The sequence below is a fragment of the Mesorhizobium sp. 1B3 genome (assembly GCF_050958605.1).
Classification (GTDB): domain Bacteria; phylum Pseudomonadota; class Alphaproteobacteria; order Rhizobiales; family Rhizobiaceae.
On record NZ_JBJHDO010000005.1, the window covers coordinates 433,410 to 448,361 of the forward strand.

The following is a 14,952-nucleotide window of genomic DNA, read 5'->3' on the forward strand; positions in this document are numbered from 1 at the left end:
CCTTCACATTTTGGCCGGGCCTTTGGGTTCGGCCATTTTTCTGTTCCGGCGTCACCCCTCACAGTCTTGGCAAATCCGCCTCGAAATGCGGCCGTCGCGGACCGGGAGGACGGACGATAGCACTAAACGATTCTTGCCTTTCAACGATCCTATCCGATACGGCATCGGCGCGATGGAGGGATTTCGGCGGCTTCCGGACCACAGACGGCAGCCGAAAAGAACCTTCAGTCCTTAAGCTGGTCTAGCAAGCTCAATATTTTCTGGCAGGCTTCGGAGCCCGCCCGGTTTCACAAACCGGCGGCAGCGTTCGACTTGCCTGGCCTGCACCCAGATCGGGCGGGAACGGCATAGTGTCGCCGCATTCCCCGGCGACGGTCTTGAAATGGTCGGAAAAACTCGGATGTTCAAGCAAGGCGATAGTCATCAGCTCACGCTCAAATGGCGCTCGATGTTTGCCGGTTTCGCGGCAGCGGTCATGCTTATGCCGGCCGTCGCGATGCAGTTCACGGATGAAGTGGCTTGGGGCGCAGAAGATTTCAGCGCTGCGGCTGTCCTCCTCGGCGGCGTGTGGCTGGCAGTTGAGTTCGTCTTGCGCTTCGTGAGTGGTGCAGCAAACAAGGTGATCGCGATATTGATGATTGCTGCTGCAGTCGTCGCCACCTGGGCGCATCTCGCGGTTGGCTTATACTAGGATAATCAGGCGGGCGAGGCAGAAAGAGGATTGACCGTAAGCGGACCATGTAGCGTCTGGTCCGGCCCTGTGCGGCTGTGGTCGACGGGGTACACGCGCTTTCCCGAGCCTCGCAGCAGTTTTGCCGGTGTGGAGAAGGGGCCTTCTCGCCACCGAAGGGCGCGGACCAGCTTGGAACGCCAAGGCTCTGACAGCGTTGATGCCATGCAAAACGCATGGAGCCACGACATGATGAACAAAGACCCCGACGTGAAAGAAACCCACGACCTCATTGCCAGCGACATGGTCGTAGGGACGAACGTCTATGGTAGGGATGGAGACCACATCGGCAAGGTTGAGAGGCTGATCCTGGAGAAGCGCAGCGGGCGTGTATCCTACGCCGTTCTTAGCTTCGGCGGCTTTCTCGGCATTGGGCACGACCACTATCCGCTGCCGTGGCAGAAGCTGACATACGACACGACCCTGGAAGGCTTCCGGGTCGATGTCACCAAAGAACAAGTTGAAGGTGCACCTCACTACGCGCCTGATCAGCAATACGACTGGAATGCCGACAACGGCCGGCGCATCTACGACTACTACGGCGTGCCGCCGTACTGGGTCTAGGCCAACAGTGGCGGACAATATTATCGGGTTGCTTGCCCTTAACCGGCGGGCACCCGACGCTCGAGCCGATCCCTTATCCGGGATTGCCTCCTGCCTAATAGGACGGTTTGATTTTGACTCGTGCATTGGCCAAGTCATAGGTTGCGCCCCTCCCAAACGCACGTCGCGAGATTTTTCACACAAGTCGCTGCCCGAAGCCATCGCCAAGCCGAGGTGGGAAGCGAGCGGTCCGCCGGACTGGGCTATTTCTTCTGTTTGACGAATCTCGCGCTGCTGCACCGGGTTGACGGTTGCGCATCCCGCGTGAGAATTGCGCCTATGCTGGATACGGAGACTCTGAAGTTTATCGATACGGCCCGGAGCCGCCGGCAGATTGAACTGTCAGTACGGCTAGTTGAGCCTGCACTTGATTATCTGGGGGATCGGGGCCGCGCCGCTGAGGCAGTCCGAGCGCAAGCGTGGAACGATGCTGAGGCAGCGGTGATACGTGCTGTCGAGAAATATGCGCAAGATGGCCTGCGCGTTGTGAGGCCGGAGCGGACGCGGCATGGCCTGATCCTCACCGCATCGGCCGTGACATGGCGGCGTTTCCTGAAAGAGCAGCGGTTGTTAGTTGGGAGTCGGGAGATCGAATTTCGACAGTACACCAAATCTTGGAGCCACGGATTGCCTGGTTTCCCCGAATGAAACGGCCGGCTTCACCTTATCGTGCCGAAGTGCTCCTGAGACATATGCCAATTCTCCTCAACGCGTAGCGCCGCACTTCATCTGGCTATCGCCAACGCGACGGCAATTACCAACAGTAGTGGACCCATCCACTTGAAATGCCCGGCGGCCACCGTAACCCAAGGCGGCTGGGCGGCAGCTTTCCCTGGTAGGGGTAAATATCCGAAACCGACTGCGGTGACCCAAACGCCCGCGCAAAACATGATGATCTGATCGATATAGTCTATGATCACGGCCTACCCTCCCAGAGTTTGATGGCTCGGTTATGAAAATGATCAAGGTAATCAAACATGGCGTGCGGCGGCAAGTTCAAGCAGGGGCAGGTTGGCCTGAAGCGCATCGCCTCGGTACCGGGCCAGAGCCCAGGGGCCCCGCCGACGGAGACGGAACAAACCTGGCCGGTGTCGGCCACGGTCAAGAAGCTGCACCAGCGCCATGAGAATGGCGTCGTCCTCGTCGAGACCCGAGACATTGTCACCTTCGCGGTGCCCCGAGGTCGAGCCCGTACTCACCGACACGCTCATCATCGATAGTCTCGAGCTTGGCGTGTGACCTAACGCTTCAGGTTGGGCCGAACCCTCTCCACCTTTTCCTGCGTGTTGTTTCCGTCCGGATTCGGCGCTGGGCTGTCGTGGGTGTCCCTGGGCGGTTTGTCGCTGGGACAGGGCGGTGTCGGTTTGGGGGGCTTATCCGGTTTCGCTGTTTTGGACATGGGAGCCTCCCGTGGTCATGCTGGCGGATAGGGTCGCGAGGGCGGCGTAGCCAACGTGAGCAGATTGCCGTCGGGATCAGGCACTTGCGCCAGCGTCGAGTAGTCGCCTTCAATGTCATCCCCGAGCACGATCCCTTGTCCCTGCAACCTGTAGCGCTCGGCCGCGACATCGCCGACGACAAGAAACATCATGCCTCTGCCGGCGATCTCGTTGTCGGTTGAGAGCACGAGTCCGCCCTGCTCGGAGAGCTCCCATTGCACCATCGTGTCCATCGGCCGGTAATCCGGGCCTCGACCGAGCACCTTTGAATACCAGTCTTCGGCCGCCGCAAGATCTGCGGTCAGCAATGCTGTATAGATCTTCTGCAGGTTCATTTGTCTCTCCTCCAGCCGACCGGAATGAACGCCTGCTTGACCGCTAAGGTTCCGGGGGCCGAGCGCGCTCAATCTGATGCCGTCCCGCCATCCGGTATCGAGATCCGCAGAGCCGGATCGGTGAATTTTACCGTGAAATCATCCGGTCTTATGTGGCAAGTGCCACCAATGACTGCTAACGGCCCAACGCAGCCATGAAGTCGGAAGCGATTTGATACACGCCGTCTTCTGGACGAGAACTGGCCTCATAGGTTGTCCATATATTCGGCGGCTCGGCGGCGTTCTCAAGGCCGCCCATAGGGTTCCGTGGCCTTGAGACGGATCAGTGTAGCCAGGCGCTCGCAGCCAGTCGATGCCGGAAGATCACTCATCCGAATGATCTTCCGAGATATGCGTCGCCATATCCTGCAGGACCTGGCTGACGTGCTGGTCAGCGATCGCGTAGAATACCTGCTTGGCCTGGCGCTCGCCTTTCACGAGACGCGCTCCACGCAGGAGACGCAGATGATGGCTGACGAGCGACAGTGACAGATCAAGCTTTTCAGCAATGTCGCCGACGGATATGGGACCTGACACGCAACTCAGGAGAATCTTCAGCCGTGAAGGATCGCCGAGCAGGCGAAAGGTTTCCGCCAGAATCGTGATCTCGTTTTGCGAGAGCGAGGAATAGTCCAGATGGTGGTGCGTCTCCACATCGGCCGGCTTTGCCGCTGCTTGTTTGTCGACCTTCGTTTTCGGCTTGAGAGCAGTCATGCATAAAATACCTGTACCGGGGACGGGGCCCGCCTCGTTTGCCGGCGAGATGCTGTCCACATTGTTAATCATGTCCAATCTACCGAATGAGCAAGCAATCACAATGTGCGACGCGGTCACTGTCGATTGACAGCCTTGGCGCCGCTGAAACCGGCAACATCCCCGTATGTCGTGGCCGGCTCTGCTTCCCTGGCCGATAATGTTCTTTTCCGTGCAACAACAGCCTTGACCTTACAAGCGTTGGAAGCGGCACGCTGACGACAATCTCGCTCATTGCAGGGACCATTTGACGGCCGGCCGGGAGCGAAACCACGCCGCATCAGCGAAAGGCAAGGACATGACGCAAACAAGCGTGCCGCACATCCTCATCTACACGACGCCGACCTGCCAGGACTGTCATGCCCTCAAGCGTTGGCTCTCCCAGCAAGGGCTCGCCTACGAGGAGCGCGACCTGACCGACCCAGAAATCGCCGAGGAGGCCAAGGCGCGCACCGGCGTTCGGGTGGCCCCCATCACCATCGTCGGGTCAGAGGTCTTCTACGGAACATTCCCGAGCCAGAAGCCGGGCCTGATCAAAGCGCTTGGGCTGACAGAGGGTGCGTGAGGAAGCGGACATGACAGCCAAATTCGTCGATGTCCGCCAGGCGCGGACCAGTATCGAAGTCCAGGAGGGGCAGGCCATTCTCGAAGCCGCGCTTGCCGCCGGCATTCCTTATCCCCACGGTTGCCGGTCCGGTCGCTGCGGTTCCTGCAAGTCCCGGCTGATCGAGGGCAAGGTGGAATTGCTCCAGCACTCGCGCTTTGCGCTCACCGAGGAAGAGAAAGCCGACGGCTTGATCCTGGCGTGCCGCGCGCTGCCTCAGACGAAGGCGGCTGTCGCCTGGCTGGGCAGCGACGACGACGCCGGCGTCGAGCCTCCACGACGCCTGGACGCAATCGTGATCGGGCTCGATGATCTCACCCGCGATATCAAGCTGGTGCGGGTTGCGCCTGCGGACGCTGCTCCCTTGCCGTTCACGGCGGGGCAATATGCGCAGATCGAGTTCCTTGGAGCGCCCGCCCGTAGCTACTCCATGGCTAACCGGCATGGCGATGACAGCTTGGAATTCCATATTCGCCGCATTCCGGGTGGCGTGACCTCGGAGCATGTTCATGACGTGCTGAAGGCCGGCGACAAGGTTACGCTCGAATTTCCATTGGGTTCTTCTTATCTGCGCCAGCATCATTCCGGACCGATCCTGTGTGTTGCTGGCGGCTCCGGGCTTGCGCCGATCAAATCCATCGTTGAAACCGCACTCGCCCACGGCATGAAGCAGCCTATTCGTGTTTACTTCGGCGCACGCGGCGAGCGCGACCTCTACCTTGTCGAGCATTTTCAAGCCTTGGCCCAACGCAATGCCAATCTCACCTTCTCGGTCGTGCTGTCCGAGGCAAGGGCCGCTGAGTACCGACATGGCTTCGTGACCCAGGCGGTGGCCGAGGATCTCGTGGATCTCGACGGATGGAAAGCATACGTCGCCGGTCCGCCGCCCATGGTCGATGCGGCAATGGAGGTGGCGTTTGCACGCGGGCTGCGTAGCGGCGACATGCATGCCGACGTGTTCTTCACGTCCGAAGGTCAGGAGGATTGAAACGCTCGGGATCGACGAATCCGGCGCGACGGGATCGCCGGCAGAAATCAACGCTGGTCCGACAGGTCATGAGAGAGTCACATGTGCAAAAGTACCGACTGGGATTCGGAACCGACCGTTCAAGAGCTGCTCTCCGATCCCTTGGTCCGCGCCCTGATGGTCGCGGATGCGGTGGACGAAGGCCAATTGCGAGCGCTGCTTGATCGTTTGAGTGGGCAAGCGAAACCAAGAGCGCTGCCGCAGGCATCTGAACCGGTTACCGACGAGACCGGCGCCGCTATTGTAGCGGCGCCGGTTGAACCATCATGCCGAGACGTTGAACTCGGTAAATCATGCCGGTTTGAACGTAGACTTCGACGGATTGTCGGTGGCCGGCATCGAGTGGTCCTGCATGTCGTGGCCGGGCATCGTGTTGTTCGTGTTCATCCGACTCTGTGCAATCGCCAAGCCCGCGCTGATAGCGAGGGCGCCTGCGATGAAGATTGGGGTCAGCTTGTTCATGATCGTGCTCTCATTTAATTCGCGGTCGCCGGATAGCCGGCTTCTTCAAGAAGCTGCTGAAGGGCCGGCGGCGTCACGGTCGTCTCGAGCTTGGCCGTGCGTGCGGCCAGATTGACCTCGATCCTGGATTCGGATCGACGGATTGGATTGCTTCTGTGACCGATTTGGCGCAACCGCCGCACGTCATGCCTTCGATCTTGAGTTTCATGGGATTTCTCCTCGTTGATCTCATGACGCTGAAGGTGGGGTTTCCAACGATGGGAAGGTCAAGTGGCGCCAAAAGGAATTCCTGCTATTGACCTTCCCATCGTTGGAAACCCCATTTTCGTCCGAAGCTGATTTTTGGAACGAGAAAGGAGGCGGCTATGAATGCCCCCGTTCGAGCAACAGACCTGTCTGGAACACTGTCGCTACCCATCGAGGGCATGACCTGCGCGTCGTGCGTCGGTCGTGTCGAAAGGGCCCTCAAGGCCTTGCCCGGCGTTGCGGACGCGGTCGTCAATCTGGCGACCGAAAAGGCAAGCATCACCACAAACGCTCCGGTCGATCGCGCCACGCTCATCAAGGTCGTGGAGGATGTAGGCTATACGGTTTCGGCAAGCTTCACCGCGCCGGCGGCGGCCCCGCTGGAGGTCGCGATCGAGGGCATGACCTGCGCTTCCTGCGTGGGTCGTGTCGAAAAGGCCCTCAAAGCCATACCCGGCGTCACCAACGCCGTCGTCAATCTCGCTACCGAGAAGGCTACTGTCCAGGGAACTGCCGATGCGGCCGCCGTGGTGGCGGCAATCGAGAACGCGGGCTACGACGCCAAGGTGATCGCAGCGGCAGCCGGGCCCACCCAGGCGGAGACGGACGATCGCGCCGAGAAGAAGGAAGCCGAGCGCCGGGAACTGACTCGCGATTTCACCATCGCGGCCGTGCTCACCGCGCCGGTCTTCCTCATGGAAATGGGATCGCATCTCATTCCGGGCGTGCACGGCCTCATCGAGTCGACGATTGGCATGCAGTGGAACTGGTACATTCAGTTTGCACTGACAACGCTTTTGCTCTTCATTCCGGGCATTCGTTTTTATGACAAAGGGCTCCCAGCGCTCTGGCGTCTTGCTCCCGACATGAACTCGCTTGTCGCTGTCGGTACGCTCGCTGCCTACGGGTACTCGCTGGTCGCGACCTTCGCGCCCGGCTTCCTGCCGCCCGGAACGATCAACGTCTATTATGAGGCAGCCGCGGTTATCGTGACGCTGATCCTGCTCGGCCGCCTGCTTGAGGCCCGCGCGAAGGGACGCACGTCCGAAGCGATCAAGCGCCTGGTCGGCCTTCAGGCCAAGATGGCGCGCGTGCGCAGGAGTGGTAAGACGGTCGAACTGCCGATCGACTCGGTGCTCTCGGGGGACGTCGTCGACGTTCGCCCTGGCGAACGCATCCCGGTAGACGGCGAAGTCGTCGAAGGCGAGAGCTATGTCGACGAATCTATGATCACCGGCGAGCCGATTCCGGTTTCCAAGAAGAACGGCAGCGAGGTCGTGGCCGGAACCGTGAACCAGAAGGGCGCTTTCGCAATCCGCGCTACGGCGGTCGGCGGCAACACCGTGCTTTCGCAGATCATCCGCATGGTCGAGGAAGCGCAGGGGTCCAAGCTGCCGATCCAGGCGATCGTGGACAAGGTGACCATGTGGTTCGTGCCGGCAGTCTTCGCGTTGGCGGCTCTCACCTTCAGCGCCTGGTTCTATTTCGGGCCGTCGCCTGCGCTCACCTTCGCGCTGGTCAATGCCGTCGCCGTCCTGATCATCGCTTGCCCGTGCGCCATGGGCCTGGCGACGCCTACCTCGATCATGGTGGGCACCGGCCGGGGCGCCGAATTGGGCGTGCTCTTCCGCAAGGGTGAAGCGCTCCAGTTGCTGAAGGACGCCAAGGTCGTCGCGGTCGACAAGACAGGCACGCTGACCGAAGGAAAGCCGGCCTTGACCGACCTGGAACTGGCCGCCGGATTTGAACGGGCGAACGTGCTCGGCCTTGTCGCTGCTGTCGAGGCCAAGTCGGAACATCCGATCGCCCGTGCGATCGTGGACGCTGCGGCCAAGGAGAACATCTCTCTGCCGGCCGTGTCTGACTTCGAATCGGTGACGGGTTTCGGCGTCAAAGCCGTGGTCGACGGCGAGCATGTCGAGATTGGCGCGGACCGCTACATGGTCGAACTTGGCCATGACGTAGCAGCCTTCTCGAAGATCGCCGAACGTCTCGGAAACGAGGGCAAGTCGCCCCTTTATGCTGCGATCGACGGCAAGCTGTCGGCGATCATCGCCGTGGCTGACCCGATCAAGGAGACCACGCCCGCCGCGATCAAGGCGCTGCACGATCTCGGCCTCAAGGTCGCGATGATCACCGGCGACAACAAACGCACGGCCAAAGCCATTGCGGCACGTCTGGGAATCGACGAGGTGGTGGCGGAAGTGCTGCCGGACGGCAAGGTCGATGCGGTTCGCCGCCTCAAGGCCGAGCATGGCAAGGTCGCTTTCGTGGGCGATGGAATCAACGACGCCCCGGCTCTGGCCGAAGCGGATGTGGGCCTCGCCATCGGCACGGGTACGGACATTGCGATCGAGGCGGCCGACGTCGTCCTGATGTCGGGCAGCCTGCAAGGAGTGCCCAACGCGATCGCGCTTTCCAAGGCGACGATCAGCAACATAAGGCAGAACCTGTTTTGGGCTTTCGCCTACAACACGGCTCTGATCCCGGTTGCCGCGGGTCTGCTCTATCCAGCCTACGGCGTCTTGCTGTCGCCCGTCTTCGCTGCCGGCGCCATGGCCCTGTCGAGCGTCTTCGTGCTCGGCAATGCTCTCAGGCTCAAGACCTTCAAGGTCCAGAGCTGATAAACAGGACAGCCGATCCTATATTCAGGGTCGGCTGTCGTTCTTACGGAGAGAATGCATGAACATCGGACGTGCGTCCAAAGCATCTGGCGTGTCGGCCAAGATGATCCGTTACTACGAGCAGACCGGCCTCATTCCGGCTGCCGATCGAAGGTCGTCCGGCTACCGCGACTATTCGGACACGGATGTCCATATGCTGCGCTTCATCCGCCGCGCGCGCGACCTCGGCTTTTCCGTTGCCGAGATCGGGGAACTTCTCGGCCTTTGGCGTGACGAAACGCGACAAAGTGCGGAGGTCAAACGCTTGGCGCAAGGCCATATCAACGCGTTGGCAAAGAAGATCAAGGATCTTCAGGACATGTCCGCTTCGCTCACGATGCTGGTCAATGCCTGCCACGGTGACCATCGCCCGCATTGCCCGATCCTGCAGCGGCTCGAGACGGATCAGGAAGGGGAAGACCTTTCGGTCCAACCGCGCGCCGGTGCTATAGAGCGTGCCATGCAGTGAGAGCAGATCCCGCAGCCAGCACGGCTGAGCTTGTGGCAAAGCGATGCAATTTGGCGCGTGTTTTGCCCCTGCCAGAGGGAGGCAGGGGCTCCTGGTTTTCAAGGCTTCGGGCTTGCGGAACGTCGTGTTCTGATGACGATAGGGCGGTGTGGCGTAGTGAGGATATTCTGCTCGCTCGATGGCCAGGGGAACGGCAGGACTCCTTTCAGGCAGATTTCTTGGCCGGTCCCCTAAACCACCGACCCTGTTCCTGCCGCCGCTGATTGTCATCGATCCTTTAAGCTCGTTCTGGCTACCGGTGAAGGGTGTCTACCTGGTACAACGTTCAAACTTCCCAATTTGCCGAATGCTCCATGAGGAGCGGTGTTCAATGTGAGTGGCCGGCATGGGAAACCGTCGCGTTGCTGGGCTGCTCCAGACTGCAAACGGTGTCTGCATCCCAATCGATGCCGACTGTCGGGTGCTCGATATTGAACGTCGTCTTCAGTTCGTGCTCGACTTGCCTGACAACATTACGAAGTTCGGCGCCATCGATCGGCTGCACCTGGAGAGTTGCCAGCACGCGGCCGGAGGTCAGTGACCAGACGTGGATGTGACTAACGTTCTGAATGCCCGGAACGGTCTTGCGAAGATGTTCGGATATCTGCGGGCTGCGGGCGTTGTCGGGAGCACCTTCGAGCAGGATATGCAGCGTGTTTTTCAGCAAGCTCCAAGCGCTGCGCAGGATCAGCAGGGACACGAACACCGACAGGATCGGATCGATGGGAGCCCAGCCCGTGTGCCAGATCACGATGGCGGCGACAATCGCGCCGACCGACCCGAGCAGGTCGCCCATCACATGCAGTACCGCGCCCTTGACATTGACGTGATCGGAATCGCCCCGCGTCAGATACCAGAGCACGAAGAGGTTCACGAACATGCCGATGACGGCAACGACAAACATCGAACCGGCCAAGACTGGATGGGGCTTCTGGAACCGCTCGATGGCCTCATAGACGATCCAGCCGACGATTCCGAACAGCGTTAGAGCATTGACGAGGCCCGCGATCACCTCGACGCGAGCGTAGCCGAAGGTGCGCTGTCCATCTGCGGCCCGTCGTCCAAGACGGAAGGCAACATAAGCGAGACCGAGCGCGATCCCATCGGTCAGCATATGGCCGGCATCCGCAAGCAAGGCGAGTGAGCCGGAGATAACACCGCCGATGGCTTCGACGACCATGAAGGAGAAGATGATCAGAAAGGAAATGAGGATCTTGCGCTCATTGTCCTTCGTGACCGTCGGAACATGCGAGTGATCGTGGTCGTGGCCATGATCGTGCCCACGGGCGTGATTGTGATGGTCGCTGTGGGAGGGAGAGCGGTGTGCCATGGGGTGGTCCAGTCGGCTGACTTTAAATCAAACAGTTGAATAAATATTCATATGTTGTGCGTCAACCGTCTGCGCAAGGAAAAATCGGCGCCTCGTCTGAGTGCGCCGATAATCTATCCGGCCAGATCGTGGTCTCTCGGATTGGCGGAGCGGGCGTGACGACCCGCCGCCTGGGTTAAATTAGCTGCGCAAGGTTGCCGTGAAACGAGCGAATGTCAGGCGGCAGCTGGCTTATCCTCGACCGGATAACCTGCTTCGGACAGAACTGCACGGAGGTCGGCTTCGGTCGCGGAAGACTGAATGCGCACCTCACGCTTCGGCGGATCCGTTTCGATCTTCGCACCGGCATCGACGCTCTGCAGCGCCTTGGTAACCGATTTGGCGCAACCGCCGCACGTCATGTTGGGAACAGTAAAGAGATACATGGAAGCCTCCTTGGTTGGCTTCCATGACAAATGGAGCTTTCCATCGTTGTAAGGTCAAGGCACGAAGGCAAAAATTTCGCACTTTGAGGTGGGCAATCAGGAAGAGCTTCGATTGTCGTAAAGACAGTGGTCTCAAGATTCGCCATGGTCTTGCCGCCTTCGAGAGCAACGTGTCGGAACTCGTCAGAACGACAAGGCTTTCCACCCGCAAACCATTCGGAACTCAGGGCTTGGAGGCGAACACGCCCTCGTTTCTGGTCCAGACCAAACAGAAATCGCCGACGTTGCCGCTTTCGGTCAACCCATGAGCTGATACTCGATAGGTACAGGCGGCGCACCCATCATTCTCTCCCTTCCAAGCCGCCACACAATCGATTGATGATCTGGAGCCCGGTGAAGTTTTTTTCGTTATCCGTCACCACTACGCAGTCATTCGCTCCAGCACCAGCAACAATGATCGTATCGGAGCGCACTGCGCAGACGGCCAGCGATCTTTCCCTCTGCCATCAACCGCGCCCAAATCAACCCAGCCCTGTCATCGAAGGCGAGGATACGACCCGTGAACAGTGCCTGCGGCCGCTCCGGTCCGGTAAACCACGCGTCGAGACATCTGCCTGGTCACGGCTGATCCGGTCCAGCGCCTCGGCCAGCAGGATGTTGAACTCGCCATGCTGCGCATCGCGCATCAGCCCCTGGATGTCCTGACGTAGAATCGTGCTCGATCCTGATATGGCCGCGTCCCTCGTAAGGACCGACAAACTTCCACTACTCCTGCTGCGCATGTTCCCGGCAAAGCCGGAACTGGTCCTCGATCGACGCTTCGCGCTGGTTGTCGGAGGAATAGCGGGCGGAAAGGGCTGCGCGGGTCATGGCGATGGCCTTGGTTCGGTCAGTCCTTGATGGCATCCTTCGGCATAGGCGGCACGTCCGGCGCTCGATCCAAAAGCCGCGTCAGCTCGCCGCGCTTCGCCGTGCCTGCGCGTGCCTTGAGGAAATCGGCGGCTGTCTCCACTGCGCCGATCTTCTGCGCGACCGCCGAGACAATCCACTGATTGAGCGACACACCGTCCTCCATGGCAAGACGCGCCGCCGTCTCCTTGAGCGATTGCGGCAGTTGCAGCGGGTATTTGTAGCGTTGGGTCTGGGTCATTTGTTCAGCCTCCTGACGATCTCTCCCGGTGTTGCAATGGTGACGCCCAGCTTGAGCGCCAGGCGGAAGTCTCTGACGTTATGCGTCACGATAGCATCGGCTTGTCCATTCAGCGCTGCCTCCAGCACCATCTCATCGGCGACATCGGACAACATGGGCCGCGTCCGAAACGAGATATCGACACCCTCGGACACAGCGGCGAGCGCACTCATAAGCGAAGCGACATCCTCCAGACTGTGCCCCGTCACCTTCCGGGTGTCCTCCCGGCTCAGCACTGCTTCATATTCGAGAAACAGTGCCGTCGAACAAAGTGGCGTCACCACACCTCGATCAACCAACCGGAGGAGCAGATTGCTCGCTCCGTTGCGGCTGCGGAACGCAGCCACGATCACGTTGGTGTCCAGAACCAGCCTCATGGCGAGCAACGTAAAGATATCTCATAAGATGTCAATTGTTTCGCATTACGGAAGCGCCTATCGCTATCTGGTCAATCCTCAGCTTCGGCTTCCGGCACCATTCTCTCGCGGGCCTGTTATCGTTGACGGCCTGCAACACCTCGGAATGGTCGCGTGCGCCCTACAATCAAAGCGCCACGTCGCGCAATCTGCCAACCTCGCAGGCAAGATGCGGAGGCAACGCCGTAGTTGTAGACGGTTGAGCAGTCTATCCCGGGTCCTTGTCGACTATATCGAAAGTCAGCCAGTCGTGTGATTGCTATCGGGACATATACGCTAGGCTTGTTCCTCCCCGCCGCCGCCTGGTTTGCGATCTGGACGAATGCGCGGTGGGGCCGACGTATCGTCGACCCCAAGCTCCAACGAAGGTTTTTACGCTTGGCGAAGCGGAGAGCGCCGGGGATAAAGTGTCGCCTCAGGATCGACGAAATGGTTGGTCATGGGCGGCGATGCCGCGTAGCATTTTGCGGCGCCACGACGAAGACGATCATGTCGGACCGGCAAAGCGCGAGGACTCGTGCCGCTTCCTGCCGCCCCTTCGCAGCCGCGGCGATGCTTGCCGTTCGTCCGAACTCAAAAAGGCTGAAACATCCTTGCTCATAGACCGGCTTGTCCGATAATGCTCAGCGGGGAGCGAGACGATCAAGAGGTCGGTTTCTCGCCAGATGACACAAACAGCGACTTATTGTGCAAGTCGCTCTCATCAAGGAAAAGTTTATGAGACGACAGGCTCGGCCATTTGTCGTGGAGGTCAAACAGAAGCGTGGAAATCTCAAGCGAGGCCGCTCGATCTGGGGCGATCTCGACCTGTCGGCTGTTGCCGCCGAAGTCGAGGAGTTGGATCTGTCAAAGCCTCAACTTATTGACTCCAATGGAATACCCGTTGATGCTGAAGATGCGCATATATCGCAAACGGAGCATCTTATGGCCGACCCTAAGGAAGCTGAATTGTTGCAGGCTCCCACCGAATCCACTGTGACGGTGGAAGCACCTGAAACCAAGAAGAAAGCCTCGCGGCCGAAAAGGGCGAAGCCGCAACCAAAGCGGCCGCCCGCGAAGGAAGCCGGCAACCCGAAAGTCTCCGAGGCTATATCGCGTACTCCTGCTCGGACGGCGCGAAAGATCTATTCCGACCAGGAGCGCGTGCAGAAGCTCGGCCAGATCGAACAGTCGATCGGTCGCGGCGATAGTATAAAGACCGCCACAAAACAGGCTGGTATCTCAGAACAGACGTACTATCAGTGGAAGAAGGCTGCCGCATCGACATCAAAAAGCGGCGACTTGAAGGATCTTCTCGCTCTTGAGGAAGAGAATGCCCGGCTCAAGAGCTTGCTGGCCGAGCGCCTCCGCAAGGAGAATGCGGAGCTGAAGAAAAAGCTTGGGTTAGGCTAGGCCACCGCTGTCACTCTATTCGGATTGACGACCGACACGCACCACACCCCGGCATCCGTCGCCGGTCGCTTAGGATAAATCGTGGCGCGATCCGCCTCTGGGCGCGGATCTCGTCAGGCCGCTTGCCGTGCCGGTTGCGATAACCGGCGATCATGGCCCGCGGAGCCCGTTCATTGGAACGCACCCGGATCAGCCGCTTGGAACGGCCGGATTGTGCAGGCCTCATTCATCTCCGCAAGGGGAGGGCGGCCCTTGTTCTCTTCGTTTGCGAGCCGGGCGGGAGAGGTTATCGCGACAACCTCTTCTCGTCATCGATCAGGATGAGGCGTGCAGGCCCCCTATTGCTCCATTTCCAAAGCACAAGATTCATATCGTTGTTCGTCGCGCCCGGGGCGAAGCTATGCACAAGCAGGCCGTGGTAGCCAGCGGCAATCAACCGGAGTGCAAAACCTTGCGTTCGAGCCTCGCCGCGGACCTTCACTTCGTCCCGCCAAGTTGAACTGGCGAGCGCGGCGGCGTCCATCTCCTCGGCTCCGAGCGCATCCACGTCGCGGGAATCGAAGACGCGCTCGACCTCGGCATCATAGGATACAAGGGTCGTTGGCTGGAGATTGCCGACCTGGTTGGCTTCGCGGAGCGCTGTGATTACGGACAGCGACGTATAGAGGGCGTGCACGCCTTTCGGGTTAAAGCGTCCGCCATAGAGTTGCGCGCCGCGGCCGGAGAGCTGCTCGCGCGCATAGATAGGATTGAGCGCTCGATAGAGCTTCCCCACATATCGGATCGACATG

Annotated in this window: 20 protein-coding genes and 1 pseudogene; 8 read left to right on the forward strand and 13 right to left on the reverse strand. The window is 59.8% G+C overall.

Translation table 11 applies throughout. The features are described from left to right. The first annotated feature begins 400 nt into the window (after positions 1-400). From ACCO56_RS16705 to ACCO56_RS16715, 3 genes are all read left to right on the forward strand, one after another. A complete protein-coding gene (locus tag ACCO56_RS16705; protein ID WP_433641911.1) occupies positions 401-691 on the forward strand; it encodes a hypothetical protein in 291 nt (96 codons plus the stop codon). Positions 692-922: 231 nt separating this feature from the next. Next, positions 923-1,294, forward strand: coding sequence for a PRC-barrel domain-containing protein (locus ACCO56_RS16710; RefSeq protein ID WP_433642024.1), 372 nt, complete (start codon positions 923-925; stop codon positions 1,292-1,294). A gap of 318 nt (positions 1,295-1,612) precedes the next feature. Beyond that, positions 1,613-1,981 carry a hypothetical protein gene (locus ACCO56_RS16715; protein ID WP_433641912.1) on the forward strand — a complete coding sequence of 123 codons (369 nt, stop codon included), beginning with the start codon at positions 1,613-1,615 and terminating at the stop codon, positions 1,979-1,981. A 77-nt stretch (positions 1,982-2,058) separates the two neighbouring features. Here the strand turns inward: ACCO56_RS16715 and ACCO56_RS16720 are convergent, their stop codons facing one another. The 4 genes from ACCO56_RS16720 to ACCO56_RS16735 form a co-directional block, all read right to left on the reverse strand. Beyond that, positions 2,059-2,253, reverse strand: coding sequence for a hypothetical protein (locus tag ACCO56_RS16720; RefSeq protein WP_433641913.1), 195 nt, complete (start codon positions 2,251-2,253; stop codon positions 2,059-2,061). Positions 2,254-2,304: 51 nt separating this feature from the next. Continuing rightward, complete coding sequence (locus ACCO56_RS16725) at positions 2,305-2,547, reverse strand: hypothetical protein (RefSeq protein WP_433641914.1); 243 nt, start codon at positions 2,545-2,547, stop codon at positions 2,305-2,307. Positions 2,548-2,747: 200 nt separating this feature from the next. Then, positions 2,748-3,107 (reverse strand): VOC family protein, encoded by a 360-nt coding sequence (locus tag ACCO56_RS16730; RefSeq protein ID WP_433641915.1) that lies wholly within the window; start codon positions 3,105-3,107, stop codon positions 2,748-2,750. A gap of 363 nt (positions 3,108-3,470) precedes the next feature. After that, positions 3,471-3,920, reverse strand: coding sequence for an ArsR/SmtB family transcription factor (locus tag ACCO56_RS16735; protein WP_433641916.1), 450 nt, complete (start codon positions 3,918-3,920; stop codon positions 3,471-3,473). 277 nt (positions 3,921-4,197) lie between these two features. Here ACCO56_RS16735 and ACCO56_RS16740 point away from each other — a divergent pair, with 277 nt between their 5' ends. Continuing rightward, complete coding sequence (locus tag ACCO56_RS16740; protein ID WP_433641917.1) at positions 4,198-4,464, forward strand: glutaredoxin family protein; 267 nt, start codon at positions 4,198-4,200, stop codon at positions 4,462-4,464. Between the two features lie 10 nt (positions 4,465-4,474). After that, positions 4,475-5,491, forward strand: a complete 1,017-nt coding sequence (locus tag ACCO56_RS16745; RefSeq protein WP_433641918.1) for a 2Fe-2S iron-sulfur cluster-binding protein — start codon at positions 4,475-4,477, stop codon at positions 5,489-5,491. Positions 5,492-5,821: 330 nt separating this feature from the next. On the opposite strand, the gene ACCO56_RS16750 is transcribed toward ACCO56_RS16745, so the two are convergent. Next, complete coding sequence (locus tag ACCO56_RS16750) at positions 5,822-5,992, reverse strand: hypothetical protein (protein ID WP_433641919.1); 171 nt, start codon at positions 5,990-5,992, stop codon at positions 5,822-5,824. 73 nt (positions 5,993-6,065) lie between these two features. Then, positions 6,066-6,224 (reverse strand): heavy-metal-associated domain-containing protein, encoded by a 159-nt coding sequence (locus ACCO56_RS16755; protein WP_433642025.1) that lies wholly within the window; start codon positions 6,222-6,224, stop codon positions 6,066-6,068. A 133-nt stretch (positions 6,225-6,357) separates the two neighbouring features. On the opposite strand from ACCO56_RS16755, the gene ACCO56_RS16760 reads away from it, so the two are divergent. Together ACCO56_RS16760 and cueR are read left to right on the forward strand one after the other, a co-directional pair. Next, positions 6,358-8,862 carry a heavy metal translocating P-type ATPase gene (locus ACCO56_RS16760; protein ID WP_433641920.1) on the forward strand — a complete coding sequence of 835 codons (2,505 nt, stop codon included), beginning with the start codon at positions 6,358-6,360 and terminating at the stop codon, positions 8,860-8,862. A gap of 58 nt (positions 8,863-8,920) precedes the next feature. Then, a complete protein-coding gene (cueR, locus tag ACCO56_RS16765) occupies positions 8,921-9,370 on the forward strand; it encodes a Cu(I)-responsive transcriptional regulator (protein ID WP_433641921.1) in 450 nt (149 codons plus the stop codon). A gap of 367 nt (positions 9,371-9,737) precedes the next feature. Here cueR and ACCO56_RS16770 read toward each other — a convergent pair whose 3' ends face one another. The 6 genes and pseudogenes from ACCO56_RS16770 to ACCO56_RS16795 form a co-directional block, all read right to left on the reverse strand. Next, positions 9,738-10,739: a cation diffusion facilitator family transporter gene (locus ACCO56_RS16770; protein WP_433641922.1), complete on the reverse strand. Its 1,002-nt coding sequence runs from the start codon at positions 10,737-10,739 to the stop codon at positions 9,738-9,740. A gap of 215 nt (positions 10,740-10,954) precedes the next feature. After that, positions 10,955-11,164, reverse strand: a complete 210-nt coding sequence (locus ACCO56_RS16775) for a heavy-metal-associated domain-containing protein (protein WP_433641923.1) — start codon at positions 11,162-11,164, stop codon at positions 10,955-10,957. Between the two features lie 341 nt (positions 11,165-11,505). After that, a pseudogene (locus ACCO56_RS16780) lies at positions 11,506-11,770 on the reverse strand (VapC toxin family PIN domain ribonuclease); the annotation flags it as partial. Further along, positions 11,686-11,946 carry a recombinase family protein gene (locus ACCO56_RS16785; protein WP_433641924.1) on the reverse strand — a complete coding sequence of 87 codons (261 nt, stop codon included), beginning with the start codon at positions 11,944-11,946 and terminating at the stop codon, positions 11,686-11,688. The gene ACCO56_RS16785 and the pseudogene ACCO56_RS16780, both read right to left, overlap by 85 nt. A gap of 107 nt (positions 11,947-12,053) precedes the next feature. Next, positions 12,054-12,314, reverse strand: coding sequence for a toxin-antitoxin system HicB family antitoxin (locus tag ACCO56_RS16790; RefSeq protein ID WP_433641925.1), 261 nt, complete (start codon positions 12,312-12,314; stop codon positions 12,054-12,056). Then, the gene (locus ACCO56_RS16795) at positions 12,311-12,730 is read right to left on the reverse strand and encodes a putative toxin-antitoxin system toxin component, PIN family (protein WP_433642026.1); all 420 of its coding nucleotides are present in this window, start codon (positions 12,728-12,730) and stop codon (positions 12,311-12,313) included. The genes ACCO56_RS16790 and ACCO56_RS16795 overlap by 4 nt, the downstream gene beginning before the upstream one ends. 756 nt (positions 12,731-13,486) lie before the next feature. Between ACCO56_RS16795 and ACCO56_RS16800 the strand changes: the two genes are divergently transcribed. After that, entirely contained in the window at positions 13,487-14,161 is a 675-nt protein-coding gene (locus tag ACCO56_RS16800; protein WP_433641926.1) for a transposase, read from the forward strand. Between the two features lie 286 nt (positions 14,162-14,447). On the opposite strand, the gene ACCO56_RS16805 is transcribed toward ACCO56_RS16800, so the two are convergent. Further along, complete coding sequence (locus ACCO56_RS16805) at positions 14,448-14,945, reverse strand: RES family NAD+ phosphorylase (protein ID WP_433642027.1); 498 nt, start codon at positions 14,943-14,945, stop codon at positions 14,448-14,450. Positions 14,946-14,952 lie beyond the last annotated feature (7 nt).

What these genes read in the sequence shown, in the direction of transcription:
- ACCO56_RS16710 (WP_433642024.1), top strand. Translation starts at nt 923, where the DNA reads ATGAACAAAGACCCCGACGTGAAAGAAACCCACGACCTCATTGCCAGC.
- ACCO56_RS16775 (WP_433641923.1), bottom strand. Translation starts at nt 11,164, where the DNA reads ATGTATCTCTTTACTGTTCCCAACATGACGTGCGGCGGTTGCGCCAAA.
- cueR (WP_433641921.1), top strand. Translation starts at nt 8,921, where the DNA reads ATGAACATCGGACGTGCGTCCAAAGCATCTGGCGTGTCGGCCAAGATG.
- ACCO56_RS16770 (WP_433641922.1), bottom strand. Translation starts at nt 10,739, where the DNA reads ATGGCACACCGCTCTCCCTCCCACAGCGACCATCACAATCACGCCCGT.
- ACCO56_RS16725 (WP_433641914.1), bottom strand. Translation starts at nt 2,547, where the DNA reads ATGATGAGCGTGTCGGTGAGTACGGGCTCGACCTCGGGGCACCGCGAA.
- ACCO56_RS16790 (WP_433641925.1), bottom strand. Translation starts at nt 12,314, where the DNA reads ATGACCCAGACCCAACGCTACAAATACCCGCTGCAACTGCCGCAATCG.
- ACCO56_RS16795 (WP_433642026.1), bottom strand. Translation starts at nt 12,730, where the DNA reads ATGAGGCTGGTTCTGGACACCAACGTGATCGTGGCTGCGTTCCGCAGC.
- ACCO56_RS16760 (WP_433641920.1), top strand. Translation starts at nt 6,358, where the DNA reads ATGAATGCCCCCGTTCGAGCAACAGACCTGTCTGGAACACTGTCGCTA.
- ACCO56_RS16740 (WP_433641917.1), top strand. Translation starts at nt 4,198, where the DNA reads ATGACGCAAACAAGCGTGCCGCACATCCTCATCTACACGACGCCGACC.
- ACCO56_RS16755 (WP_433642025.1), bottom strand. Translation starts at nt 6,224, where the DNA reads ATGAGATCAACGAGGAGAAATCCCATGAAACTCAAGATCGAAGGCATG.
- ACCO56_RS16745 (WP_433641918.1), top strand. Translation starts at nt 4,475, where the DNA reads ATGACAGCCAAATTCGTCGATGTCCGCCAGGCGCGGACCAGTATCGAA.
- ACCO56_RS16750 (WP_433641919.1), bottom strand. Translation starts at nt 5,992, where the DNA reads ATGAACAAGCTGACCCCAATCTTCATCGCAGGCGCCCTCGCTATCAGC.
- ACCO56_RS16800 (WP_433641926.1), top strand. Translation starts at nt 13,487, where the DNA reads ATGAGACGACAGGCTCGGCCATTTGTCGTGGAGGTCAAACAGAAGCGT.
- ACCO56_RS16785 (WP_433641924.1), bottom strand. Translation starts at nt 11,946, where the DNA reads ATGCGCAGCAGGAGTAGTGGAAGTTTGTCGGTCCTTACGAGGGACGCG.
- ACCO56_RS16705 (WP_433641911.1), top strand. Translation starts at nt 401, where the DNA reads ATGTTCAAGCAAGGCGATAGTCATCAGCTCACGCTCAAATGGCGCTCG.
- ACCO56_RS16730 (WP_433641915.1), bottom strand. Translation starts at nt 3,107, where the DNA reads ATGAACCTGCAGAAGATCTATACAGCATTGCTGACCGCAGATCTTGCG.
- ACCO56_RS16715 (WP_433641912.1), top strand. Translation starts at nt 1,613, where the DNA reads ATGCTGGATACGGAGACTCTGAAGTTTATCGATACGGCCCGGAGCCGC.